This is a genomic window from Mycobacterium sp. NGS54 (assembly GCF_059812465.1).
Window position 1 is genome coordinate 873,865 of sequence record NZ_JCALCS010000001.1, and the last position, 23,266, is coordinate 897,130.

Annotated in this window: 24 protein-coding genes; 5 read left to right on the top strand and 19 right to left on the bottom strand. The window is 69.3% G+C overall.

Annotation, left to right across the window (positions count from 1 at the left end):
• Positions 1-3: 3 nt before the first annotated feature.
• The 5 genes from rplW to AC5Y5E_RS04375 all read right to left on the bottom strand — a co-directional run bounded on the left by rplW (position 4) and on the right by AC5Y5E_RS04375 (position 2,828).
• Entirely contained in the window at positions 4-306 is a 303-nt protein-coding gene (rplW, locus tag AC5Y5E_RS04355; RefSeq protein WP_067012931.1) for a 50S ribosomal protein L23, read from the bottom strand.
• On the bottom strand, positions 306-959 hold the full coding sequence (gene rplD / locus AC5Y5E_RS04360; protein WP_499901708.1) for a 50S ribosomal protein L4: 654 nt from the start codon (positions 957-959) through the stop codon (positions 306-308). Before rplD ends, rplW begins: the two co-directional genes overlap by 1 nt.
• Complete coding sequence (gene rplC, locus AC5Y5E_RS04365; protein WP_067012928.1) at positions 959-1,612, bottom strand: 50S ribosomal protein L3; 654 nt, start codon at positions 1,610-1,612, stop codon at positions 959-961. The genes rplD and rplC overlap by 1 nt, the downstream gene beginning before the upstream one ends.
• A 14-nt stretch (positions 1,613-1,626) precedes the next feature.
• Positions 1,627-1,932, bottom strand: a complete 306-nt coding sequence (rpsJ, locus tag AC5Y5E_RS04370) for a 30S ribosomal protein S10 (RefSeq protein WP_003873519.1) — start codon at positions 1,930-1,932, stop codon at positions 1,627-1,629.
• Between the two features lie 332 nt (positions 1,933-2,264).
• The gene (locus tag AC5Y5E_RS04375; protein WP_499901709.1) at positions 2,265-2,828 is read right to left on the bottom strand and encodes a TetR/AcrR family transcriptional regulator; all 564 of its coding nucleotides are present in this window, start codon (positions 2,826-2,828) and stop codon (positions 2,265-2,267) included.
• Positions 2,829-3,023: 195 nt separating this feature from the next.
• Here AC5Y5E_RS04375 and AC5Y5E_RS04380 point away from each other — a divergent pair, with 195 nt between their 5' ends.
• The 3 genes from AC5Y5E_RS04380 (at position 3,024) to AC5Y5E_RS04390 (ending at position 6,633) form a co-directional block, all read left to right on the top strand.
• Positions 3,024-4,730, top strand: a complete 1,707-nt coding sequence (locus AC5Y5E_RS04380) for an MFS transporter (protein ID WP_499901710.1) — start codon at positions 3,024-3,026, stop codon at positions 4,728-4,730.
• On the top strand, positions 4,718-5,572 hold the full coding sequence (locus AC5Y5E_RS04385) for a PE family protein (protein ID WP_499901711.1): 855 nt from the start codon (positions 4,718-4,720) through the stop codon (positions 5,570-5,572). Before AC5Y5E_RS04380 ends, AC5Y5E_RS04385 begins: the two co-directional genes overlap by 13 nt.
• A 107-nt stretch (positions 5,573-5,679) precedes the next feature.
• Positions 5,680-6,633, top strand: coding sequence for a PE family protein (locus tag AC5Y5E_RS04390; RefSeq protein WP_499901712.1), 954 nt, complete (start codon positions 5,680-5,682; stop codon positions 6,631-6,633).
• Between the two features lie 7 nt (positions 6,634-6,640).
• Here AC5Y5E_RS04390 and mftG read toward each other — a convergent pair whose 3' ends face one another.
• The 7 genes from mftG to mftA all read right to left on the bottom strand — a co-directional run bounded on the left by mftG (position 6,641) and on the right by mftA (position 13,128).
• Positions 6,641-8,062 carry a mycofactocin dehydrogenase MftG gene (gene mftG / locus AC5Y5E_RS04395; RefSeq protein ID WP_499901713.1) on the bottom strand — a complete coding sequence of 474 codons (1,422 nt, stop codon included), beginning with the start codon at positions 8,060-8,062 and terminating at the stop codon, positions 6,641-6,643.
• A gap of 5 nt (positions 8,063-8,067) precedes the next feature.
• Positions 8,068-9,480, bottom strand: a complete 1,413-nt coding sequence (gene mftF / locus AC5Y5E_RS04400; protein WP_499901714.1) for a mycofactocin biosynthesis glycosyltransferase MftF — start codon at positions 9,478-9,480, stop codon at positions 8,068-8,070.
• Complete coding sequence (gene mftE, locus AC5Y5E_RS04405; protein ID WP_499901715.1) at positions 9,477-10,208, bottom strand: mycofactocin biosynthesis peptidyl-dipeptidase MftE; 732 nt, start codon at positions 10,206-10,208, stop codon at positions 9,477-9,479. The genes mftF and mftE overlap by 4 nt, the downstream gene beginning before the upstream one ends.
• A 205-nt stretch (positions 10,209-10,413) precedes the next feature.
• A complete protein-coding gene (gene mftD / locus AC5Y5E_RS04410) occupies positions 10,414-11,595 on the bottom strand; it encodes a pre-mycofactocin synthase MftD (protein ID WP_499901716.1) in 1,182 nt (393 codons plus the stop codon).
• 2 nt (positions 11,596-11,597) lie between these two features.
• On the bottom strand, positions 11,598-12,764 hold the full coding sequence (mftC, locus tag AC5Y5E_RS04415; protein WP_499901717.1) for a mycofactocin radical SAM maturase: 1,167 nt from the start codon (positions 12,762-12,764) through the stop codon (positions 11,598-11,600).
• Entirely contained in the window at positions 12,761-13,033 is a 273-nt protein-coding gene (gene mftB, locus AC5Y5E_RS04420; RefSeq protein ID WP_499879134.1) for a mycofactocin biosynthesis chaperone MftB, read from the bottom strand. Before mftB ends, mftC begins: the two co-directional genes overlap by 4 nt.
• Before the next feature lie 5 nt (positions 13,034-13,038).
• Positions 13,039-13,128: a mycofactocin precursor MftA gene (gene mftA, locus AC5Y5E_RS04425; protein WP_499901718.1), complete on the bottom strand. Its 90-nt coding sequence runs from the start codon at positions 13,126-13,128 to the stop codon at positions 13,039-13,041.
• A 91-nt stretch (positions 13,129-13,219) separates the two neighbouring features.
• On the opposite strand from mftA, the gene mftR reads away from it, so the two are divergent.
• Positions 13,220-13,813 carry a mycofactocin system transcriptional regulator MftR gene (gene mftR, locus AC5Y5E_RS04430; protein ID WP_499901719.1) on the top strand — a complete coding sequence of 198 codons (594 nt, stop codon included), beginning with the start codon at positions 13,220-13,222 and terminating at the stop codon, positions 13,811-13,813.
• On the top strand, positions 13,810-14,877 hold the full coding sequence (locus AC5Y5E_RS04435) for a DUF2332 domain-containing protein (RefSeq protein WP_499901720.1): 1,068 nt from the start codon (positions 13,810-13,812) through the stop codon (positions 14,875-14,877). The genes mftR and AC5Y5E_RS04435 overlap by 4 nt, the downstream gene beginning before the upstream one ends.
• Here the strand turns inward: AC5Y5E_RS04435 and AC5Y5E_RS04440 are convergent.
• The 7 genes from AC5Y5E_RS04440 to fusA all read right to left on the bottom strand — a co-directional run bounded on the left by AC5Y5E_RS04440 (position 14,874) and on the right by fusA (position 23,253).
• A complete protein-coding gene (locus tag AC5Y5E_RS04440; RefSeq protein WP_499901721.1) occupies positions 14,874-15,857 on the bottom strand; it encodes a D-2-hydroxyacid dehydrogenase family protein in 984 nt (327 codons plus the stop codon). The two genes, AC5Y5E_RS04435 and AC5Y5E_RS04440, sit on opposite strands and share 4 nt — an antisense overlap.
• Before the next feature lie 20 nt (positions 15,858-15,877).
• Positions 15,878-17,050: an NAD(P)/FAD-dependent oxidoreductase gene (locus tag AC5Y5E_RS04445; RefSeq protein ID WP_499901722.1), complete on the bottom strand. Its 1,173-nt coding sequence runs from the start codon at positions 17,048-17,050 to the stop codon at positions 15,878-15,880.
• Between the two features lie 25 nt (positions 17,051-17,075).
• On the bottom strand, positions 17,076-17,903 hold the full coding sequence (locus tag AC5Y5E_RS04450; protein WP_499901723.1) for a mycofactocin-coupled SDR family oxidoreductase: 828 nt from the start codon (positions 17,901-17,903) through the stop codon (positions 17,076-17,078).
• Positions 17,904-17,952: 49 nt separating this feature from the next.
• Positions 17,953-18,783: an SHOCT domain-containing protein gene (locus AC5Y5E_RS04455; RefSeq protein WP_499901724.1), complete on the bottom strand. Its 831-nt coding sequence runs from the start codon at positions 18,781-18,783 to the stop codon at positions 17,953-17,955.
• 79 nt (positions 18,784-18,862) lie between these two features.
• A complete protein-coding gene (locus tag AC5Y5E_RS04460; protein ID WP_499901725.1) occupies positions 18,863-19,660 on the bottom strand; it encodes a PE family protein in 798 nt (265 codons plus the stop codon).
• A 182-nt stretch (positions 19,661-19,842) separates the two neighbouring features.
• On the bottom strand, positions 19,843-21,033 hold the full coding sequence (tuf, locus tag AC5Y5E_RS04465) for an elongation factor Tu (RefSeq protein WP_499879125.1): 1,191 nt from the start codon (positions 21,031-21,033) through the stop codon (positions 19,843-19,845).
• A 114-nt stretch (positions 21,034-21,147) separates the two neighbouring features.
• Positions 21,148-23,253, bottom strand: a complete 2,106-nt coding sequence (fusA, locus tag AC5Y5E_RS04470; protein WP_499901726.1) for an elongation factor G — start codon at positions 23,251-23,253, stop codon at positions 21,148-21,150.
• Between the last annotated feature and the right edge of the window lie 13 nt (positions 23,254-23,266).

Here is a 23,266-nt window from a genome sequence, read left to right on the forward strand (position 1 = left end):
CGGCTAGCTCGGTGCGCCGAAGAGGTCGATCGGCTTGCTGCCCGGGGCCAGGGTGACGATGGCGCGCTTGGTGCCCTTGCGCTTGCCGTATCCGGTCCGGGTGCGCTTGCGCTTGCCCTGCCGGTTCGCGGTGTTCACTGACGCGACCTTGACGGAGAAGATCTTCTCGATGGCGATCTTGATCTGCGTCTTGTTCGAGTCGGGGTGCACCACGAACGTGTACACGTTGTCGTCCAACAGTGAGTAGGACTTCTCGGAGATGACCGGCGCCAGGATGATGTCGCGGGGGTCAGCGATGGTCGCCATCAGGCCGAAACCTCCTCGGCGGAACTGGTGTTGGCGGAGATGTAGGCGTTGAGGGCCTCGACGCTGAACACCACGTCATCGGAGCGCAGCACGTCGTAGGTGTTCAGCTGGTCGGGCGCCAGGACGTGCACGCCGGGCAGGTTGCGCACGCTCTTCGCACCGGTTTCATCGGCGCGGCCGATGACCAGCAGCACCTGCTTGCGATCGGTCAGCGTGGCCAGAAATGCCTTGGCGCTCTTGGTCGACGGGGTCTGGCCCGCGACCAACTCGGTGACCGCGTGGATGCGCCCGTTGCGCGCCCGGTCCGAGAGGGCGCCGCGCAGCGCCGCGGCGATCATCTTCTTGGGCGTGCGCTGGCTGTAGTCCCGTGGTTTCGGGCCGTGCACGGTGCCACCACCGGTGAACTGCGGCGCCCGGGTCGAACCCTGGCGGGCGCGTCCCGTGCCCTTCTGCCGGTAGGGCTTGCGACCGCCGCCGCTGACGTCGCCGCGCGTCTTGGTCGAGTGCGTGCCCTGCCGGGCGGCCGCCCGTTGCGCGGTGACCACCTGGTGCATCAACGCGATATTGGCCGGGGCGTCGAACAATTCGGCGGGCAGCTCGACGGAGCCGTCGACCTTGCCGTCCGGCGTCTTGACTTCGATCTTGAGAGCCATCAGTTCTCACCTCGTTTGATCGCGCTGCGAACCATCACGAGTCCGCCGGTGCGGCCGGGGACCGCACCCTTGATCAACAGCACGCCGTTCTCGGTATCGACCTTGTGCACCAACAGGTTCTGCACGGTCACCCGGTCGTTGCCCATCCGGCCGGCCATCCGGGTGCCCTTGAAGACCCGCGCCGGGGTGGCGCAGCCTCCGATGGAACCCGGCCGGCGGTGCACCGCCTGGGCACCGTGGCTGGCGCCCTGGCCGCGGAAGCCATGCCGCTTCATGGTGCCGGCGAAGCCCTTCCCCTTGGAGGTGCCGGTCACGTCGACATACGCGCCGTCGGCGAAGATCTCCGCCGTCAGCTCCTGGCCGACCTCGTATTCGGCGGCGGCGTCGGGGTTGTCCAGCCGCAGCTCGGCCAGGAAGCGGCGCGGGTTGACGCCCGCCGCCGTGTACTGACCGGTCACCGGCTTGTTCACCTTGCGCGGGCTGATCTCGCCGTACGCCAACTGAACGGCGCTGTAGCCGTCGCGCTCCGGCGTGCGGATGCGGGTCACCACGTTGGGGCCGGCCTTGACCACCGTCACCGGCACAACCCGGTTGTTCTCGTCGAACACCTGCGTCATGCCCAGCTTGGTACCCAGAATGCCTTTTCTTGCCATGAGTTCTGGATCTCCTACTGGATGTTGACGTCGACACTGGCCGGAAGGTCGATGCGCATCAGCGCGTCGACGGTCTTCGGCGTCGGATCGAGGATGTCAATCAACCGCTTGTGCGTACGCATCTCGAAGTGCTCCCGCGAGTCCTTGTACTTGTGCGGGGAGCGGATGACGCAGTACACGTTCTTCTCGGTCGGCAGCGGCACCGGACCTACGACGCTGGCACCCGTGCGGACGACGGTCTCGACGATCTTGCGCGCCGATGCGTCGATGGCCTCATGGTCGTAGGCCTTAAGCCTGATGCGGATCTTCTGTCCCGCCACGCTTTCTCCTACCCTCACTCCTGTTAAAGCCCGTATTCGGGCCTGGTGCCCCGGCGCGCCAATCGGCGGCCCAATCTCGGGCCGGTCGAGCGTCGCGCCGGTATTGCGCCGCTGTTTACCTGTCGTGGTCCACCGGCCCCCGCGGTCGGGCGTGTCACCCTCACGCAGCCTCGTTCGCGGCCAAAATTAAGTCGCGCTCCGAGGATGAGACCGGACGCGCCCGGTTGGGCGCTGGTCGTATGCCCGGCCAGGCAGAACCCGGCGCAAGGCAACCCGAACAGTATGCCTCAGATCATGGGTTTGGCCAAATCCCGGGCAAACGTCGCCGGGACTCAGGCGCCGGCCGATTCCGTGGCCGCCGCGTCGGCCCTCTGCTGGGCCCGCTGCACGTGCAGGAAACCGTCGACGGAGGCCCGGGCGCACTCCCGATAGTCGAAGTCGGGCAGGGTCGACAGCCGCCCCAGTACCAGCGGGCCGATCAACATCGCGATGGCGCGCGACCGGTCGACCTCGCCCAGTTCGGCGGCGGCCTCGGGGCTGTCGAAAACCGCGTCGAACGGCGCGGCGTACTGCTGGGCGATGCGCTCTCGCAGGGTGCTGATCGCGCCGCCATCGCCCATGCCGAGGTGCTGAGGTTCGGGCAACACATCCAGGTCGCGGCCCAGGGACAGCCACGACATGGCCGTCAGGAGGGCCGGCGCCTGCGCCACGGTCTCGGCCTGGGCCAGCACCAGCCCGATAAGGCGATCGCGCAGTGAACCGTCGGCGGGCGGCATCGGCGGCGGCGGTATCAGGCTGTTGAATGCCGCTGCCAGCAAATCATTTCCGCTCGGGAAATGGCGATACAGGGTCGCCCTCGCTACATTGGCGCTACGAGTGACCGCATCGACGGTCACCGCGCTGGGACCCCCCGATCGCAGCAGCGCGGCGGCGGCCTCGAGCAAACGGGCCCTGGACCGCGCTGGACGGGGATCGGTACTTGCGCCGGTAATTGTGAGCTACCTCCCGGTTTGGAACCGAGACTATCGGTCTACCTACAAGACCAATAGTCTCGAAAGTATGTCTACGCCCCCGTTAGGAGGCGCATTTATATGGTCGAAGCGCTGGTACGGCCTGATCAGCGTACTGATGTAGCGCGCCTCGGGGGTAGTCCCCGGGCCCGAACTTGGACCCTGACCGTCGCCTGCATGGGCGTCGGGCTGGTGGTCGCGTCGATGACGGCGCTGAACACCGCGCTGGGGGATCTCGCCGTCACCACCTCGGCGACCCAGTCGCAGCTGACCTGGATCGTCGACGGTTACACGGTGGCGCTGGCCTGCTTGCTGCTGCCCGCCGGGGCGATCGGCGACCGCTACGGCAGGCGGGGCGCGTTGCTCATCGGTTTGGTCATCTTCGCCTTCGGGTCGGCCGCGCCGGCGCTGTTGCACAGCCCGCTGCAGATCATCGCGGGCCGGGCGGTCGCCGGCGTCGGCGCGGCCTTCGTGATGCCCGCGACGCTGTCGCTGCTGACGGTGGCCTATCCGAAGGAGGACCGGATCAAGGCCGTCGGGATCTGGGCCGGCACCGCCGGTTCCGGCGGGGTGCTGGGCATGCTCGGATCCGGCCTGCTGCTTCGCTTTTGGGACTGGCATGCGATCTTCTGGTCGTTGGGCGTCGCCGGGCTGGCGATCTTCGCGCTGGCGTGCACCGTCGCGTCGTCGCGCGAGCACGACGCGCCACGGATCGATTCGCTGGGCGCGGTCCTGATCGGCGCGGCCGTCGCGATCGCGGTTGCCGCGATCCTGGAAGCGCCCGACCGCGGCTGGAGCGATCCCCTGATCTGGGGCGGGCTCGTCGCCGGGGCGGCCATCGCGGCGGTGTTCTGCGTCGTCGAACTACGGACGCGCCACCCGCTTCTGGATGTCCGACTCTTCGGCGATCCCAGTTTCGCCGCCGGGGTGGCGACGATCGTCATCCTGTTCGGCGGCACGTTCGGTTTCTTCTACCTGGGCATGCAGTACGTGCAGCAGATCATGGGCTACTCCCCGCTGATGACGGCGGTGGCGTTCGGCCCCTTCATGGTCCCGCTCGGCATTTTCTCGGCGCTGTCGTTTTGGTATGTGCCGAAGTTCGGCCTGCGGCTGGTGCTGTTCGTGGGCACGTTGACGATGGCGATCGGCTTCCTGTGCATGTGCACGCTCGACCTCCATTCGAGTTTCCTCGAGTTGGCGTGGCCCACGCTGATCCTGAGCACCGGCATCGGATTCTGCACCGCACCAACGACTTCGGCGATCATGGGTGCGGTCCCCGACGAAAAGCAGGGCGTCGCGTCCGCGGTCAACGACACGTCGCGAGAGATGGGCGGGGCCCTGGGGATCGCCGTGGCCGGCTCGATACTGGCCGGGCGCTACTCGCACGAGCTCGCACCCAGGTTGGCGGGGTTCCCCGACCCGGTGCGCGGCCCCGCGACCGATTCGCTGGCCAAGGCCGTCGAGGTGGCCGGGAAGTTGGGGCCGCAGGGTGGCCAGCTGGCCGAGGCCAGCAAAGCCGCGTTCATGACGGCGATGCACGCCTCGACGACGGTCCTGGCCGTGATCGTCGCCGTCGCCGCGATCCTGATCGGGCTGTGGGCTCCGGGCCGCGACGGGCGGCAGATGAGTCTGGTGCGCCGGCTCGTGGGTTACCGGCGAATGCATGCTGAAGATCCGCTGAAAACGCCTCGGGCGACCCCGGATGGGCGATACTCTGCGCGAAGCGGTGTCCGTGATGGGGAGGCGGACGACGTCGAGACAGCCGGGGGAGCCGAATGTCGTATGTGATCGCAGCGCCCGAATATGTGGCTAACGCCGCATTGGACTTGGCGAACATCGGATCCGCGATCAGCGACGCAAACTCCGCCGCTTTGGGCCCGGTATCCAGCGTGGCACCCGCGGGCGCCGACGAGGTGTCCGCCGGCATCGCGAGCCTGTTCGACGCGCACGCCCAGGTCTATCAGGCGCTAAGCGCCGCCGCGCAGGCCTTCCACAGCCAGTTCGTCCAGCTGATGAGCGCCGGCGCCGAGCAATACGCCCTCACCGAGGCGGCGAACGCCTCTCCCCTGCAAACCGTCCAGAACATGGTGGCGGGCAATGTCCCCGGGCAGGCGCTCTCGACCGCGCAACCGCTGGCCGGCACCGCGGCCTCGGCGGGCTCCGCGGCGGCGGGAGTGCCCGCGGCGGCGGGACCCGCCGGTGGCGCGGCGCCGGCCGCACCGGCGACGCCCCTGGCGGCGGCGGTCACTCCGGCTCCGGCGGCACCGGTCGCGCTGGCGCCGACCGGCACGCCGCTCGCGGCGGCGCCGGCGGTGGCGCCGGCGGTCGCGCCGCTTGCACCGGCAAGCACGCCGGCCGCCGCGGTGCCGGCTGAAGTCGCCACACCCGCACCCGTTGGCGCGCCGGTGGCGGCGGCGCCGGTGGAGGCGCCGATCGAAACCCCGGCAATCTCTCCGGTGACGGCCGCGCAGGCGATGCCGGTCACCACGCCGCTCACCGCGGCGCCGGCGGCAACCCCGAACTATTCCCCGGCGACACCGCCCTACTCCCCGACGGCCGCGGCCGCTTCCCATGAGGAGCAACCGGCGGCGACCGGCGCGCCGATCGAGATGCACCCCTACTCGGCCTGATTCGCGGGCTCCCGCTCGGAGCCGCAAGCCATCCGGCGAAATCGGCATTGCGCTGTTGCGGCGGGTCTAGCATTAGCTCCAGCAAACTCAAGTTGGGAGCGCGTGAAATGACCTTTCTGATCGCGGCACCGGACGTGATGCAAACAGCCGCAGGGGATTTGGCCGGAATCGGCGCCGCGCTGCGGCAGGCCAACGGCGCGGCGGCGGGCACGACCACCGAGATCGTCGCGGCGGGCACCGATGAGGTGTCCACCGCCATCGCGTCGGTGTTCGGGGCGCATGCCCAGCAGTACCAGGCACTGAGCACCCAGTTGGAATCGTTCCACCAACAGTTCGTGCAGCTGATGGGTGGCAGCGCGTCGCAATATTCGCTCGCCGAGGCGGCCAACGCCACCCCGCTGCAGACCATCGAGCAGGACATCCTCAACGTGATCAACACGCCCAGCGTGTTGTTGACGGGGCGCCCGCTGATCGGTAACGGCGCCAACGGGAAGCCCAACACGGGAGCCAACGGTGCCGACGGCGGCTGGTTGTGGGGTAGCGGTGGGAACGGCGGGTACGGCGCCACCGGCGCAAAGGGCGGTAACGGCGGGGCCGGCGGCTTTTTCGGCGGTGTCGGCGGGACCGGTGGGGCGGGCGGCGCGGGCGGAGGTGCGGGGGGCAGCGGCGGCGCCGGTGGGTTGTTCGGTGGCGTGGGCGGCGCCGGCGGTGTCGGGGGGAGCAACCCCGCCGGCCTCGGTGGCGTGGGCGGGCAAGGCGGGACGGGCGGACTGTTCGGCACGGGCGGGGCCGGCGGTTCCGGCGGTACCGGGGTTACCGGCGGCAGCGGCGGCGGGGGCGGCAACGCCGCCCCGATCGGCAACGGCGGCGCGGGCGGTAACGGCGGTTTCGGCACGGCCCAAGACGGCGCCGGCGGCAACGGCGGCAACGCCCAGCTGATCGGGTTAGGCGGCAACGGGGGAAACGGCTTCACCGCCGGCACGAACCCGCCCGGCGTCGGCGGCCAGGGCGGCTTGCTCATCGGCGTACCCGGCGCGGACGGTGTGGTCTTCTCCCCGTAGCCTCAACTCATTCGATGAATTCCGCCGCGCGGTGGCCGACCATCACTATGGTCGCGTGCGGACCGCGACTCGTGATCGCGGGCAGGATGGAACCGTCTATCACCCAAAGGTTTTCGATGCCCAACACCCGGCAGCGCGGGTCGACGACGGCGCCCATCGGCGCGGTGCCGCACAGGTGTTGCGACGTCGACCACACCGGCGACCCGACAGACGTTGCGACACCGGCCAACTCGCGGGCCAGTTCACTGCCCCGGCGCAGCGCGGCGACGTCGTCGGGCTCGCTGTCGTAACGATGCTCGATGTGCGGCGGCACGTCTGGGTCCGGTGAGACGAGCGTGATGCGGCCGCGCGCCCGCGGCCGCATGAGCGCCACCCCGATGTGCGGCCAGTCGGGGTGGCCCGCGGTGCCGTCGCCGGTCATCCCCACGAATCCGCCGGTGTACGGCCGGATCTCGATCCCGTCGGCGGTGCTGAGCACGACCTCCACCACGGGCCGGCCCGGGGCCACGGCCCAGTTCGTCGGCAACACCCACTCCGGGTGGTCGCTGAACGACGTCGCGACCGGCAGCGGCGCCACCACCGGAACGCCCACGGCGCGCAGCATCGCTTCGTCGCCGATGCCGGACAGCATCAGCAGGTGGGCCGACTCAATGGCGCCGGCGCACAACACGATTCGGTCGGCGGACAGCGTCGCCCGGCCCTGCGGGCCGACCACGTCGACGCCCACCGCGGCGGCGCCCGCGAAACGCAGCCGCACCGCGTGGGTCCGCTCCAGCAATGTCAGGTTGGGCCGCCCAAGCGCCGGTAGCAGGTACGCGGCCCCGGAGCCGGTGCGCACCCCGTCGACGATGTTCAGCGGGACCGCGCCCAGGCCCGAAACCAGTTCCGGCCCGGCGTCATTGAGATCCTCGATCCACGGGAATCCGGCGCGCTCGGCCGCCGCAATGAATGTTTCCGTGGTACCGGTCATTTCGCGTGTCCGGCGCACCGCGATGGGCCCGGACTGACCGTGTGCGGGCCCGTCGAAATCGAGGTCGGTCTCGATGGCGCGGAAGTGCTCGAGCACATCCGGCCACGCCCAGCCGGGAGCCGCGGCGCGACCGAAGTCGCGCGGCAAGCCGCGACAGAAGTAGCCGCCGTTGATCGCGCCCGACCCGCCGACGGTGGCCCCGCGCACGATCGGCAGCTTGAGGGCGTGCCGATCGGTCAGCGTGGTCAGGTAGCGCCGGGCCAGGGGGCTGCCGACCCCGATCGGCAGCTGCAACCCGTTGGCGGTCAGGGCCAGCAACTCCGGGTCGGCGAGCGCGGGCCCGGCCTCCAGGACGGTGACGGTGCGGGTGGGGTCGGCGGAAAGGCGTTCGGCAACAACGGATCCAGCGCTGCCGGCGCCGACGATCAGCACATCGCTGTGCGGGGCGGCCACGGTCAAAGCGGTTAGGTGCGAATCTGCGGCTTGAGCGCGCGCACGTTGCGTTCGCGCACCACACCCCACCACAGCCCGAGGCCGTAGGCCAGGTCATCGACCCGCTTGAGCAGCACGTAGGTGAGCAGCCCGATGGGTTCGGCGTCGTCGCCGGTGGCGTCCCGGCGGCGCAGCCAGTCCACCACGCCGTCCATGACGGCGGCCACCAGCACGACCCGTCTGCAGTGGCGCGACAGGATGGCCGCGACCAAGGCCAGCGGCCAGTAGTGCCGGCACAGGGCCGACGCCAGCTGCAGCGCCGCCGACCACAGTCCGCGGGTCGCGATCGTGAGGACGTCCACCAGCGAGGTGTCGGCGCCGCGCATCGCCTTGGCGATCCGCCGTCCCGTGAGCAGCGCGACGACGATCGAGGCGAGCTGGCTGAGGCTCGTCCCCAACGCGACGAGGATCCAGGCCATCAGCGCCCAGCCGGAGATCACCACCGGGGCCGTCTTGTCCGGGTGGCGAACGGACAGCGGGGCCGCCGAACCGCCGTAAAAGGCCTTGCGCGCGAGCCAATCCCGTAGCTCGGTGCGGTGATCGTGGGCCACCTGCGCGATCGGCTCGTAACGCAGCCGCGCGCCCGCTTCGATGAGCCGCCAGCACAGGTCGACGTCCTCGCCGGACTGCATCGTCTCGTCGAACCCGCCGACGCCGCGGATGGCCGAGCGGCGGCAGATGATCGCCGCGCTGGGAACGTAGGACACCGTGCTGTGGGGCAGGACCGGGGCTTCGCGCTCCCCCAGGTCCAGGGACGAGTGCACCGCCTCGTAGCGCGCCACCACGTTCTCGCTGTGCGACAGACCCACGATGCGCGGCGCGACCAGGGCGACGGTCGGATCGCAGAAGTGACCGAGCAGGGCCTCCAGCCAGCCGCGGCGCGGCGTGACATCGGAGTCCAGAAACGCCACGAAGTCGGTGGTGCAGGCGGCCAGCCCGGTGTTGCGCGCCGCCGCCGGACCCTTGCTGTGGGCGTGGCGCAGCACCTCGACGTCGCAGTGCGCGCCGATGAAGTCCTCCGGCTCGATCGGGGGGACCGAACCGTCGTCGACCACGATGACGCGCAACCCTCGCAGACAGCTGACCAGGCGGCGCACCCCGGAGACGTTGTCCCGCACCGGGATAACCACCGTGACGTCGCGGTGCGACGGGCCGCCCGCCGGCCGGGGATGCGCCACGGTGGCGTCCAGCAGGGTGCGGGCCAGCTGGGCGCTGACGTCGTCGCGAACCTTCAGCCGGCCGTCGGAGAGCATGCTCTGCGCGGCGGGAGCCAACTTCAGCAGGCGCGTCGGGGAGCCGCCCAGCAGGGCGGAGCCGTCGCCGAGCACCCGCACGCGGCGATCGACCTGGACGGCGAACCCGTCCGGCAACCGGGTAGCGGTCATGTGATCATCCCGTCGGGCCCGGGCGACCACCGGGCGACTCGACGGACACAGTCGTCGACCATCTCGGCGAAGATGCGCTTGCCCTCGGCGGCCGTCGCGGTGGTCGGGTCCCCCAACACCCCGACCCGGCTGACCGCCGCGACGCCCCCGCGGCGCATCGAGGGGAGCAGGTCTCCCAACGGCGCCCGGTTGCCGGTGAGCCACCGGTCGGTCAGCACGTCGGCCGGCGAGATGTGGAGCAATACCGATGTTTCGGTATGGCCGGCGTGGGCGTCGCCGCCGGGGGCGACGCAGGGGCACCATGCGGCGTCGCGGCCCTCGGCGCGCAGCGTGCTCACCGCGCCGCGCAACGCGCCGACGTTGCCGCCGTGGCCGTTGACGAAGACGAGCCGCGGGGCCCAGCAGGCCGCTGACCTGCCGTACTCCACCAGCAGCGCGGTCAGCGCTTCGGTGCCGATCGAGATCGTTCCGGCGAAGTCCTGGTGCTCGCCGCTGGCGCCGTAGGCGATGGCCGGCGCCACCAACCAGTCCTGCTGCAGGCGGGCCCTGGCCCCGCGCGCGACCGCCGCCGCAATCCGGGTATCGGTGTCCACCGGGAGGTGCGGACCGTGTTGTTCGGTCGACCCCAGCGGGACCATTAACGACGGCGAGGTGCCGAATAGCTGGCTCGACGCCATCGTCGCTAATTCGCCGAGTACGGGCACTGGCTGATGGTAGGACGAATTCACCTGGCGTGCACCAATTGTTGACCCTACAAAATTATTTTTTTCTGGGTTGTTCACCGAGCGGTCGAATTTGATGGCTCGTTCGTCACGGTTGCCTCGCAAGCACCACAATTTTCGCCGCCGTCGATTCACGCTAGAGGACCATTTCGCGCTGCTGGTGAAAACGGCTCATGCTCAATCTTGGGAAAAAGGCCCGACGTGCCCAGGTTTAGGCGGGCGGCACCCCGAGCGCCCGGGTGAAGCCGGCCGGCACCAAGAGGTCGTCCGGGCTGAGGTCGTGCACCGAGGAGCGCCCCAGACCCATCAGCGCCGAGTCGATCCCGCCGCGCAAGATGTCGAGGACGTTCTCCACGCCGGCCTGGCCGCCGGCCGCGAGGCCCCACAGGTACGCCCGGCCGATCATCACCGCGCGCGCCCCGAGCGCTACCGCCTTGACGACATCGCTGCCGCGGCGGATGCCGCCGTCGAGCAGCACCTCGACGTGGTCCCCGACCGCTGCGGCGACGGCGGGCAGGGCGCGGATCGACGCCGGCGTGCCGTCCAGGTTGTTGCCGCCGTGATTCGACACGGAAATCGCCGAAACACCGGCGTCCACAGCCCTTTTGGCGTCGTCGACGCGCATCACGCCCTTGAGCATGAACGGTCCGCCCCACAGCTCGCGCAGCCAGGCGATGTCGTCCCAGGTCGGCGGCGGGGTGCCCATCCACTCCCCGTATGCGGCGAAGAACGGCGGACCGGGCTCGCCGCGGCGCGCCTGGTTCGGCACCCGCAGGTCCGGCGGGCGCAGCGTCTTGCCGTACTTCCACAGCCAACGGGGCTTGAAGACCGCCTCCGGAGACTGCCGCAGGATGGTCCGCAGGTTCATCTCTTCGGGGATCTTCGGACTGCCCCAGTCGCGCCCGTGCGAGAACGACCAGTCGGTGGTGACGATCAAACCAACCGCGCCGGCCTGGCGCGCGCGTTCCACGCGCTCGGCGATGGCGTCGCGCCCGCCGAGCCAGTACACCTGGAAGAAGAGTTTGGGGTTGGCGGCGATGACCTCTTCGATCGGCTTGCTGGCGAACGAGGACAGCCCCATCGCCGTTCCTCGCGCCGCGGCCGCCCGCGCGACGGCCACCTCGCCGTCCGGATCGACGGCTTGGACGCCGGTCGGCGAAATGACCACCGGAAACGAAATATCCTGTCCCATAACGGTAGTCGATTGGTCGCGTTTTTCCGGCGCGCCGACGACGTGGGGCGCGAATCCGAGTTCGCTAAACGCTTCGACGTTGCCCGCGACGGTGATTCCCTTTTCGCTGCCCGCAAGCAGCGCCGAATAAACGGATTTCGGCAGCCGCCGCTTCGCGCGCTGCTGAGCGATGGCGACCGTTTCGAACCATTGGTCGGCCATGGCTATACGGGGCTTTCGTTGCAGAGGCGCGCCGGCGGTCGCGACAGTGTCAGAAGTACTGGCCCGCTGGTCTTCCGGGAATGGTCGCCGCGGGGCCGCGGTGTGCTGCGGTCGCGCGACAGCGCCTGCTCGCTGTGGCCTTGGACGCATTCGGGGTCGGGCCCGTCCATCGGCAGGCCGGTGAAGAACTTGGCCGCCATGCAGCCGCCCCGGCAGCTGTCGTAGTGCCCACAGCTGCCGCAGGCCCCCGCCGACTGCGGTTCGCGGAGTTCACGAAACAGCGGCGCGTTCTTCCAGACGTTGTCAAATCCCCCGTCGGACAGGATGTTTCCGGCCAGGAAGCGGTCGTGGATGGCGAACGGGCAGGCGTAGACGTCGCCCACGGGGTCGATCAGGCACACCACCCGGCCGGCGCCGCACATGTTCAAACCGGCCAGGGCGCCGGAGGAGCCGAGCGGCGCGAGGTGGAAGAAGGAGTCACCGGTGAGCACCCGCTCCCCCTTGGCGACCAGCCAGTCGTAGAGCTGGACCTGCTGGGCGGCGGTGGGGTGCAGCTCTTCCCACACGTCGGCGCCCCGGCCCGAGGGCCGGAGCCGGGTGATCCTCAGGGTGGCGCCGTAACGGCTTGCCAGCGCGGCGAATTCGTCGAGCTGGTCGACGTTGTGCCGGGTCACGACGACCGAGATCTTCGCATCCTTGAAGCCGGCGGCCGCGAGATTCTCCAGCGCCCGCACCGCCATCGCGAACGAGCCGGCGCCGCGGACGGCGTCGTTGACCTCCGCGGTGGCGCCGTCGAGCGAGATCTGGACGTCGACGTAGTCACTGGCCGCCAGGCGCGCCGCGACCTGCGGGGTGATCCGGACGCCGTTGGTGGAGAACTTCACGCCGACGTGGTGCGCGGTCGCGTAGTCGACGAGCTCCCAGAAGTCGGGCCGCACGGTGGGTTCGCCGCCGCCGATGTTGACGTAGAACACCTGCATGCGTTCCAGCTCGTCGATGATGTCCATGCACTGGCGGGTGGACAGCTCGCGCGGGTCGCGCTTGCCCGATGACGAGAGGCAGTGCACGCAGGCCAGGTTGCACGCGTAGGTCAGCTCCCAGGTCAGGCAGATCGGGGCGTCCAGCCCGCGCTCGAACTGCTCGATCAGCCGCGGAACCGTGACGGTCATTGAGCCTCCTGAAGTACCAACATCTTTGAATCCGCCAACACACCCAGCGCGTGCAGGTAAGGCTCCTGCCCCGGGTCGTCCACGCCCGCGGCGCGACAGGCCGACCGGACGTCGGGATGGTCGGCCAGCGACCGCACCACCGTGAGGATGGTGCGGTTCTTCAGGAAGGACAGCTTGCGGGTGCCGAAGTGATACAGCAGCGCGCCGAACGGCTCCGGCCGCACCGCCACCTGCGGATGCAGCCGCCAGCCGCGATCGGGGTCGAACACGCGGATCAGTAGACCCCGCACATCCCGTCGATGGACACCTCTTCCACGAGGGTCTCGGTGACGAGCTCGGTCTCGGTCTGGTTTTCGTGCTCCATGAAACTTTTCCTCCCGTTGGGACTCGACAAGGATGGATCGTTCTGGACACAATATGGCATCGAGTGCCGCAATGGAAGGGCGGGTCTGAACATGCCGCAGCCGCGGGTGGGCCGACGCCGTTCGACGACACCGGGGCACATCACCGACGTCGCCCTCGACCTGTTCGCCGCCCGGGGGTTCGCCGAGGTGAGCGTCGACGACGTCGCGCACGCGGCCGGCATCGCCCGCCGCACGCTGTTCCGCTATTACGCGTCCAAGAACGCGATCCTGTGGGGCGACTTCGACGCCCACCTCGCGCACCTGCGGGAGCTGCTCGACAACGTCGATTCGCGGGTGCCCCTCGACGAGGCGCTGCGCGGGGCGCTGTTGGCGTTCAACACCTTCGACGAATGCGAGACGGTCCGCCACCGCCAGCGCATGCGGGTCATCCTGGAAACCGCGGAGCTGCAGGCCTATTCGATGACCATGTATGCCGGCTGGCGCGAGGTGATGGCGGGATTCGTGGCCCACCGGTTGGGGGTCAAGACGACCGACCCGCTGCCGCAGACCGTCGCCTGGACGATGCTCGGGGTGGCGTTGAGCGCCTACGAGCACTGGCTCTCCGACGAATCCGTCCCGCTGCCGGCCGCGCTCGGCGACGCGTTCGACGTCGTCGGAGCCGGGCTGGAAAGGCTGGACCGATGAGCGGGGGCACCGAGCACCTGCTGCACATGCTGCGCTCGCAGGGCCGGTTCTGCGCGGGCTCCGGCTCCCCGATGTATGGGGAGCTCTTCGAGCTGGTGGCCGGCGACGTCGAGGCGGGCGGCGTCTTCGCGACCATCCTGTCCGGGCACGAGGACGCACCGTCGCGCCACGCGGTGCCGCTTCGGCTGCTCGGCGGGCTGCACCGGTTGGTGCTCGACGGCCGGGCGCCGCAGTTGCGGCGCTGGTATCCCAGCACCGGCGGCGTCTGGGACGCGGCGAGCGCGTGGCCCGAAATCCTGCGCACCGTGGCGGAGCATGCCGACCCGTTGCGCGCCGCGCTCCATCAGCCGCCGCAGACCAACGAGGTAGGCCGATCCGCCGCGCTGATCGGTGGCCTGCTGCTGCTCAACCACGGATTGGGTTTGCCGATAAGGCTTTTCGAGATCGGATCGAGCGCGGGGCTGAACATGCGCGCCGACCATTACCACTACCGCCACCAGGCCGGCCGGTGGGGGCCGCCCGACTCGCCGGTCACTATCGACGACGCGTGGCGCGGCGCCCTGCCGCCCGACGGCCGCGTGCGCGTCGTCGAGCGAAACGGCTACGACAACGCGCCCATCGACGTCACCGGCGCCGACGGGGAGGTGACCGTGTTGAGCTACGTCTGGCCCGACCAGGACGACCGGTTGCGCCGGCTGCGCGGTGCCATCGCCGTCGCCCGGAACGTCCCGGCGCGACTCGAGCGCCGCACGGCGGCCGAGGCCGTCGCCGGCCTGACCCTCGCCGCCGGCGCGCTGACCGTGCTGTGGCATTCGATCACCTGGCAGTACCTGTCCGACGACGAGCGCGCCGCGGTCCGCGACGGGATCGAGGCGCTCGGCGGGCAGGCCGACGCCCGGTCCCCGTTCGCGCACCTGACGCTGGAGCCAACGCGGGACGGGCCCGGCGCGCCGATCCGGTTTTTGGTGCGGGCCCGCAGCTGGCCGGGTGGCGAGTTCGCGGTCCTCGCCGAGTGCCATCCACACGGCCCGCCGGTGAACTGGCTGCAGGTTTCGCTGGGTTAGTTCTGAGCCTCGGGGTTCGCGATCCGGACGGGCGCCCCGTCCAGCCAGGCGACGACGGCCTCGACGGTGTCTTCGTAGAAGGCGCTGAGCATTTCGCGGGTGACGTAGCCGAGGTGGGGAGACAGCGTCACGTTCGCGAGCGCCCGCAACGGATGGTCGGGCGGCGGCGGCTCGGTGTCGTAGACGTCGAGCCCGGCGCCGGCGATGCGACCGGTCTGCAGCGCGTCGATCAGCGCGGCCTCGTCCACGATGGGGCCGCGCGAGGTGTTGATCAGGTAGGCATGCGGCTTCATCAGGGCCAGCTCGGGCCGGCCGACCAGCCCGCGGGTGCGCTCGGCGAGCACCAGGTGGATCGAGACCACGTCGGACTCGGCGAACAGGGCGGCCTTCTCGACCCGGCGGGCGCCGGACGCTGCGGCGGCCTCGTCGCTGAGATTCTGGCTCCACGCAATCACTTGCATGCCAAAGACTTTCGCGTACTCGGCCATGCGCTTGCCGGTCCGGCCCAACCCGAGCAGCCCAAGCGTCTTGCCGGCCAAGGTCATACCGGTGGTCGACTGCCATCCCCCGTCGCGCATCCGCCGATGTTCCTCGGCCAGATTGCGCACCGTCGCGATCAACAGGCCCCAGGCCAGTTCCGGGGTCGCGTCGCGAACCGAGGAGAATCGCGGGTTGGCGAAATCCGAGTGGGCGACCAGCACCCCGCGCTCGGTGGCCGCGGCCATGTCCAGGTTGGGCAGGCTCCGGCCGACGATGGTGATCAGCTTGAGGTTAGGCAGCCGCTCGATGAGCGTGCGCGGCAGCGCCATCCGCTCGCGCAGGGTGCAGATCACGTCGAAGGGCCGCAACGCGTCGGCGGCCTCGGCCTCGGACAGGTGGCGGTCGAAAACCGTTAGTTCACAACGGGTCCGAACCGGTGTCCAGTCGGCGAGGTCAAGGGCCACACCGGCGTAGTCGTCGAGCATCGCGACTTTCGCCATCCGGGCGCGCTCGCCGGGCGTCAGCCCAGCACCTCGGAGATGGGCGCGGCGGCGGCGATCTTGGCGCGGACCTTCATGACCTTGCCCGGCATCCCGCCGCCCACCACGCCGACCAGCACCCCATCCCGCTCGTAATAGGCCAGGAACTTGCGGCCGTCGTCCTCGACGAGGTGGACGGTGTCGGTGGCCTCGGGCTCCCCCAGGCATTGGATCTTGACGTCGTACTGGTCGCTCCAGAAATACGGCACCACCACGGCCGACGGCACGTCCTGTCCGAGCATCGCGGGCACCACCACGCGGGCCTGGTCGGCAACGTTGCTCCAATGTTCCACGCGCGCTTGGTGTCCCGTCGTGTCGCGCCAGGAGGCGACGTCGCCCAGGGCCCACACGTTCGGTGCGCTGGTGCGCCCGGCCTCGTCGCAGATGACTCCGTTGTCGACGTCGACGCCGCTGCCCTCGAGCCACTCGGTCGCCGGCCGCGATCCGATGCCGACCACGACCAGGTCGGCGGCGAGCTCCGTCCCGTCGGTCAGCACCACGGTGTCGACGTGGCCCTCGCCGCGAACCTCCGCCACCCCGAGCCCGAGGCGCACGTCGACGCCCTCGTCGCGATGCAGCCGCGCCACCAGCTGCCCGATCTGCTCGCCGAGGATCGCCGCCAGCGGCGTCGGCTGAGGTTCGACCAGCACCACGTCCACGCCCAGGCTGCGCAGGCTGGCCGCCACCTCGCAGCCGATGAAGCCGGCGCCGACGACGACGGCGCGCTGCGCGGCGGACGCGTGCTCGCGCAACGCCATGCTCTCGTCGAACGAGCGCAGCACCCGAATGCCGTCCAGATCGGGGAACGCCGGAATGCGCCGGGGCACCAGCCCGGTGGCGATGACGAGTTCGTCGTAGCCGAGCGCGGTTCCGTCGGACAGCGTCACCGTCTGCTTTGCCGTGTCCAGCGCGGTGGCCGCTTCACCAAGGCGCAGAGTGATGTCTTTCTCGTCGTACCACTCGCGCGGTTTGAGGGCCACGTCGTCGACCTCTTTGCGCAGCACCTCCTTGGACAGCGGCGGGCGGTCGTAGGGCAGGTGCACCTCGTCGCTGACGATCGTGATGCGGCCGGCGTATTCGGACCGGCGCAGTTGCTCGGCGGTCCGGGCGGCGGCCAATCCGCCGCCGACGATCACGATGCCCTTTTCAGTCACGTGGAGTTCATACCACGGTGGCCGGTCAGTACTTCAACGCGCCCTTGTCGACGGGGACCTGCGTGCCCGACAGTGTGCCCGAGCCGGCACCGGCCAACCAGACGACGACGTCAGACACCTCGTCCGGCGTCATGAATCCCTTGTACTGCATCGGCATTGGCGGGAAGCTGTGCACGTAGCGGGGGTGCTTGGCAAAGATTTCCATCATCGCCTCGGGCTCGATCATCGGGGTTTCGACCGAGTAGGGGTGGATGGAGTTGACCCGGATGCCGTATTCGCCGAGTTCGATCGCCAGGGTGTTGGTCAGGCCGGTGAGCCCGAATTTGCTGGCGGCGTAATGGCCGTTGCCGGGCGTCGCCTTCAGGCCGGCCGCCGAGCTGACGACGACGATGGAACCGCCGTTGCCGGCCTCGATCATCGCGGGAATCGCGGCGCGCAGGGTGCGCCAGGTGCCGGTCAGGTTGATCCCGATCACGGTGTCCCACTGCTCGTCGGTGAGTTCCCAGACCCGGCCCCAGCCGAGCACCCCGGCGTTGGCGACCAGGACGTCGAGCCGCCCGAATTGTTCGACACCATCGGCCACCAGTTGACGCACCGCGGCGTCGTCCCGGATGTCGACCTCGCGGGCCAGCACCTTGCGGCCCTCGGCTTCGACCAGGCGGACGGTCTCGCTGAGATCCTCCGGCGTCGCCGGCGTGTAGGTCAGGGTGTCCGAAGCCCGCGCGCAGATGTCGAGCGCGATGATGTCCGCGCCCTCCCGGGCGAGCCGCACCGCGTGCGACCGGCCCTGCGCCCGCGCGGCGCCGGTAACGAATGCCACCCGTCCTTGCAGTGATCCAACCTGTGCAGCCACGAAGACAGGCTAGCAGCGGAACTGAAACGTGTTCTAATGCGGCCCGGATTCAGATTTCGGAGATGATCTGGGCCCGCCGGCTGTTGTACTCCTGGTCGGTCAGCGCGCCGCTGGCACGCAGCGTCTCCAGCTCTTGGAGCCGCTGCGCGATCGACGGTTGCTGGGGCGTGGCGCCGGGTGCGGGACCGCCGGCCGCGGCGGGCTGGGGGGCCGGGGCCTGTTGCTCGGCCGCCCGGCGCACCACGGCCGAGATCTGCTGACGCAGGACCGGATTGGACCGCAGGTCGCCCGCCTGGTTGAGCGGGACGTTGTTGGCCTTGAGGATCTGCAGGATCTCCATCAGCGGGCCGGCCTGCCCGCTGAGGTCGTAGGTCCGGTTGTCCTCGCTCAGGGTGAACTGCGCGGGCACCAGCCCGTTGACCAGGGCGCTGCGCTCCCAGTCGATGCGGTATTCCTGCGTGGTGGGGTTGACCAGGACCACCACCTTGCGGGCGTTGAGGTTGCCGAGCCGGGTGAGGTGGGCGATGACGCGGTCCTCGCTGTCGAACGGCAGGAACCCCGGCCCGGAGATGTGCAGGTGCACCTTGACCACTTGCTGGTTGTTGATCCACGTCCCCGTCTCGGTCAGCCCGGTGATCTGGGCGAGCGCCAGCACGCCGGTCTGCTCGAGCTCCGCGTTCTTGGCGGACGACTTCGCCCCGAAGTTGGCCAGCGCGATGGCGATCACCACGTCGGCGACGGTGATCAGCAGGCCGACGTAGAGCATCCACGACAGCAGGTCACCGAAGCCCATGGTGAAGTAGACGACCAAAAAGATCGGCCCGACCAGGCCGCCGCACAGCAAAACGATCAACTGTGCCTTCAGGTAGCGCGCCAACACGTGTCTCTCCTCGCCTCGCTGGGAAGTCCGTGTCAGATTAACGCTGCCGCCAGCGCCACGCTCGCAAAGCGAGCGCCCGTCACTCCTCGGCGGGCTCGGACGCCCCGGCCGGTGCGGGAGAGTAGGCCGGCGTGCCGGGTCGTACCGCCGCGGCAGGGGCGGCGGATGCCGTCGTGGGCAGCCCCGCCAGCGGGGTGATCGGCGAAGCGGCCGCGGCCGCCTCCCCGATACCGAGGTCTTCGGCGCCGGCGGCCTCCACGGCGGCGCCGGACTCGGCCAGCGCACCGCTTCCACCGGCCGCGGGGACGCCGCCGAAGTTTTGGCCCGCGACCAGGCTGCCCGTGAGGCCGGCCCCGCCGGGACTGAACGATCCCGCGGTGCCGACGGGCGCGGCGGCGGGGTCGGCGCCGACGCTGCTGATCAGCTGGCCGGCCACGCCGCTACCGCCCGCGCCGAAGGCTCCGGGCGCGACGCTGGCGGCGGCGGTCGGGGCCCCGGCGGCGCCGGTGCCCGCCTGGACGGCCATCGCCGCGGCCTGGGCGGGGGCGCTGACCACGCTCATCGCGCCTTGCTCCACGGTCTGCAGCGGCGACGCGTTCGTGGCCTCGGCGAGCGCGTACTGCACCCCGCCGCTGCTCATCAGGTTGACAAACTCCTGGTGGAACAGCGCCGCCTGGGCGCTGAGCGCCTGATAGACCTGCGAATGGGCGTCGAACAGCGCGGCGATGCCCGCCGAGACCTCGTCGGCGCCGGCGGCCAGGACCCCCGAAGTGGGGCCCAACGCGGCCGCGTTGGCGGAGCTGATGGTGGACCCGATGTTCGCCAGGTCGGATGCCGCTCCAGCCAGGTACTCGGGCGTCGCGAAAACGAACGACATCCGAACCTCCTGGGCACGTCAGCGACGAAAGCAATAATCGCCCGGCCATTTGACACGGACGCAATAAGCTGAACCTATATTAACCCGCGCGGCCCGCCTCCAGTTTGGCCAATTGCGCGGCCCAAAAACGCACGAAGCCCGGGCTGCCCTTATCGGCGGCCCGGGCCTCGTGTGACAGCGATTTACTTGATGATCTTGACGACCCGGCCGGCGCCGACGGTGCGGCCACCCTCGCGGATCGCGAACCGCAGGCCCTCGTCCATGGCGACGGGCTGGATCAGCTTGACCGTGATGTTGGTGTTGTCACCGGGCATCACCATCTCGGTGCCCTCCGGCAGCGTCACCACACCGGTCACGTCCGTCGTGCGGAAGTAGAACTGCGGGCGGTAGTTGTTGAAGAACGGCGTGTGCCGGCCGCCCTCGTCCTTGGACAGGATGTAGACCTGGCCCTCGAACTCGGTGTGCGGCGTGGTGGTGCCGGGCTTGGTCACGACCTGGCCGCGCTCGACGTCCTCGCGCTTGATACCACGCAGCAGCAGACCGACGTTGTCGCCGGCCTGACCCTGGTCGAGCAGCTTGCGGAACATCTCCACACCGGTGACGGTGGTCTTGGTGGTGGTCGGGCGGATGCCGACGATCTCGACTTCCTCGTTCACGTTGACCACGCCGCGCTCCACACGACCGGTGACCACGGTGCCGCGGCCGGTGATGGTGAAGACGTCCTCGACGGGCATCAGGAACGGCTTGTCGGTCTCGCGGACCGGGTCCGGGATCGACTCGTCGACGGCGTTCATCAGCTCCTCGACGGACTCGACCCACTTGGCGTCGCCCTCGAGCGCCTTGAGCGCTGATACCCGCACCACCGGGGCGTCCTCGTCGAACTCCTGGGCGGCCAGCAGCTCGCGGACCTCCAGCTCGACGAGCTCGAGCAGCTCCTCGTCGTCGACGGCGTCGGCCTTGTTCAGCGCGACCAGGATGTAGGGCACGCCGACCTGGCGGGCCAACAGCACGTGCTCGCGGGTCTGCGGCATCGGGCCGTCGGTCGCGGCGACCACCAGGATCGCGCCGTCCATCTGGGCGGCGCCGGTGATCATGTTCTTGATGTAGTCGGCGTGGCCCGGGGCGTCGACGTGCGCGTAGTGGCGCTTCTCGGTCTGGTATTCGACGTGCGCGATGTTGATCGTGATACCGCGCTGACGCTCCTCGGGCGCGTTGTCGATCTGGTCGAACGCCTTCGACTCGTTCAGGTCCGGATACTTGTCGTGCAGGACCTTGGTGATAGCCGCGGTCAGGGTGGTCTTGCCGTGGTCAACGTGACCAATGGTCCCGATGTTGACGTGGGGCTTGGTCCGCTGGAACTTCGCCTTCGCCACTGTTATGTCCTCCGACTTGTTGGTGCTTTGTTAAGCAGTGTTGATTTTCTGGGTTTCGGCCGCGGTGTTAACCGGGCCAGCTTACTCGCAAGCGCTAAAGCTGATTGCTCGGCCTCACTGGCCCGTCGCCTTCGCGATGATCTCCTTCGACACGTTCGCCGGAACCTCGGCGTACGAGTCGAACACCATGGAGTAGTTCGCCCGGCCTTGAGTCTTGGACCGCAGGTCGCCGACGTAGCCGAACATCTCCGACAGCGGCACGTGCGCCTTCACGACGCGCGCACCCGCCCGCTCCTCCATGGCCTGGATCTGGCCACGGCGGGAGTTCAGGTCGCCGATCACGTCGCCCATGTAGTCCTCGGGCGTGGTGACCTCGACGGCCATGATCGGTTCCAGAATCACCGGCTGCGCTTGCGCCGCAGCCTTTTTCAGCACCTGCGAGCCGGCGATCTTGAACGCCATCTCCGACGAGTCGACCTCGTGGAAGGCGCCGTCGAGCAGGGTGACCTTGAGGTTCACCAGCGGGTAGCCGGCCAGCACGCCGTACTGCATGGCGTCCTGCGCGCCGGCGTCGACCGACGGAATGTATTCGCGCGGGATGCGCCCACCGGTGACCTTGTTCTCGAACTCGTAGGTCGCGCCGTCCTCGCCGTGGAACGGCTCGATGCTGATCAGCACCTTCGCGAACTGGCCGGAGCCACCGGTCTGCTTCTTGTGGGTGTACTCGACCTTGTCCACCACCCGGCGGATGGTCTCCTTGTACGCCACCTGCGGCTTGCCGACGTTGGCCTCGACCTTGAATTCGCGGCGCATGCGGTCCACGAGGATGTCCAGGTGCAGCTCGCCCATGCCGCCGATCACGGTCTGGCCGGTCTCGACGTCCTGGTGCACCTTGAAGGTCGGGTCCTCCTCGGCGAGCTTCTGGATCGACAGGGACAGCTTCTCCTGGTCGCTCTTGGTCTTGGGCTCGATGGCCACCTCGATCACCGGGTCGGGGAACGTCATCGACTCCAGCACGATCTGGTGGTTCGGGTCGCTCAGGGTGTCGCCGGTGGTGGTGTCCTTCAGCCCGATCACCGCGTAGATGTGCCCGGCCGAGGCGGTCTCCACCGGGTTCTCCTTGTTGGAGTGCATCTGGAACAGCTTGCCCAGCCGCTCCTTCTTGCCCTTGGTGGCGTTGATAACCTGGCTGCCGGAATCGACCTTGCCCGAGTACACCCGGACGTAGGTGAGCTTGCCGAAGAAGGGGTGCGTGGCGACCTTGAACGCCAGCGCCGAGAAGGGTTCGTCGGTCGACGGGTTGCGCACGACCTCCTCGTCCTCCTTGCCCGGCGCGTGCCCGACGGCCGGCGGCACGTCCAGCGGCGAGGGCAGGTAGTCGATCACGGCGTCGAGCATGGGCTGCACGCCCTTGTTCTTGAACGCGCTGCCGCACAGCACCAGGTAGGCCTCGGAGCTGATGGTGAGCTTGCGCAGCGCACCCTTGATCTCCGCGACCGACAGCTCCTCGCCGCCGAGGTACTTCTCCAGCAGCGCCTCGTCGGTCTCGGCGACGGCCTCGAGCAGCTTGGTGCGGTACTCGTCGGCCTTCTCCGCCAGCTCGGCCGGGATGTCGATGGTGTCGTAGGTCTCGCCGAGCTTGGTCTCGCCGCGCCACACCTTGGCCTTCATCTCGACCAGGTCGACGACGCCCTCGAAGTCACCCTCCGAGCCGACAGGCAGCTGGATCGGGATGACGTTGGCGCCGAGGCGCTCCTCCATGGTGCGCACGGAGAAGTAGAAGTCGGCGCCGATCTTGTCCATCTTGTTGACGAAGCAGATGCGGGGCACGTCGTACTTGTCGGCCTGCCGCCAGACCTGCTCGGACTGCGGCTCGACGCCCTCCTTGCCGTCGAAGACGGCTACGGCGCCGTCGAGCACGCGCAGGCTGCGCTCCACCTCGACGGTGAAGTCGACGTGGCCGGGCGTATCGATGATGTTGATCTGGTTGCCGTTCCAGAAGCAGGTGGTGGCCGCGGAGGTGATGGTGATCCCGCGCTCCTGCTCCTGCTCCATCCAGTCCATGGTCGCGGCGCCGTCGTGCACCTCACCGATCTTGTAGCTGATACCGGTGTAGTAGAGGATGCGCTCCGTCGTCGTCGTCTTGCCGGCGTCGATGTGCGCCATGATGCCGATGTTGCGGACCTTGGTGAGGTCGGTCAGCACGTCCTTCTGTGCCACAGAAGTCTTCCCA